General features: G+C 34.0%; 2 protein-coding genes. Both read right to left on the reverse strand.

The window, feature by feature from the left end:
- Nucleotides 1–51: 51 nt before the first annotated feature.
- Nucleotides 52–552, reverse strand: a complete 501-nt coding sequence (locus tag CHX27_RS00035) for a hypothetical protein (protein WP_094484758.1) — start codon at nucleotides 550–552, stop codon at nucleotides 52–54.
- Entirely contained in the window at nucleotides 549–902 is a 354-nt protein-coding gene (locus CHX27_RS00040) for a hypothetical protein (RefSeq protein WP_094484759.1), read from the reverse strand. The genes CHX27_RS00035 and CHX27_RS00040 overlap by 4 nt, the downstream gene beginning before the upstream one ends.
- Nucleotides 903–1,110: the final 208 nt, after the last annotated feature.

Here is a 1,110-nt window from a genome sequence, read left to right on the forward strand (position 1 = left end):
CATTTGTTCAATTTATTTTACTTCCAATAATTTCACCCAACGGGTAAGTAATTAGTCTAATTTGTCCAAGTTTTCAATCAAGTACTTTTTACTTGTAGGAACTTTTTTTAAGCTGCCAAAAATCTCATTAATCTGTTGTTCCCCTCTTTTATATCCTTGTTCTTTAGAGCGAAGTAAGTAATAGGTTGCCCAGACTTTAAATCTATCATTTCCGTTAGAATATTGCTTGTAAGCTTTATAAGCATTATAGCTACCTTCCCCATATGAATATTTGGTCGACATTATTTGGTGGTATAAAAATAATTCGCTTCTTCTAGAAGTGTAGGCATACATATATTGTAGCTTTTGATAAGCAACTGTATCTCCCTCCATAACAACTTTTCGCTGAATCCCCATTCTGTATTCTATATCATTATATTCCTTGTATGCCAATTCTGTTGGACCTAGCGAGGCGGTTGTGCTTTTATTTTTTCTAACCGAAGTTTGTTCATTCTTTTTTTCACAAGAAACGAAAAATGCCAGAACTAAAAATAATGCTATAATTTTTTTCATAATCTTTTAAAATATTCTGAGGTATGAATTCTACTAATTTCTTGTCCATTTTGAAAAGTAACTACAAAACCATTTCCGTTGTTGATTATATTATTTTTTTTATCGAATTGAACATTAGCTAATGAGCTGATTGAAAAAGTATTAGGAGTACCTAAGTAATTCTTCTGATAAAACGCAAATCCATCAAAAGCGGTTATAGTTGCATTTGGATGCTCCAATGAAATGGCTTTTGCGATAGACATTCCGTCTGTGTCGGGTGTTGCACCGAGGCACGTTAGCAAATTTAAGGTAAAAGGTAGTGATTTATCGTTAGCATACGCTGTGTAAGCTGGACTTAGATCGGACATCATGGCATCGAATTCTGCTGCGTCATTTATTTGTGTGTTTGAATGCAGTGGATTATGGTTAAAAATGTGGTTAAGGTTACCGTGTCCGAATACGGTAAAAACTCCGTCGCCATTTTTGTAGTTCCAAATACTATTGGCAAAATTGAATGCACTTAAAAAATGAGCTGTACTTCCCTAAATAGAGTTGACCGTTTTTGAGGTTAATACTTGG

The sequence above is a fragment of the Flavobacterium aurantiibacter genome, from assembly GCF_002251775.1.
Classification (GTDB): Bacteria; Bacteroidota; Bacteroidia; order Flavobacteriales; family Flavobacteriaceae; genus Flavobacterium; species Flavobacterium aurantiibacter.

What these genes read in the sequence shown, in the direction of transcription:
- CHX27_RS00035 (WP_094484758.1), bottom strand. Translation starts at nt 552, where the DNA reads ATGAAAAAAATTATAGCATTATTTTTAGTTCTGGCATTTTTCGTTTCT.
- CHX27_RS00040 (WP_094484759.1), bottom strand. Translation starts at nt 902, where the DNA reads ATGATGTCCGATCTAAGTCCAGCTTACACAGCGTATGCTAACGATAAA.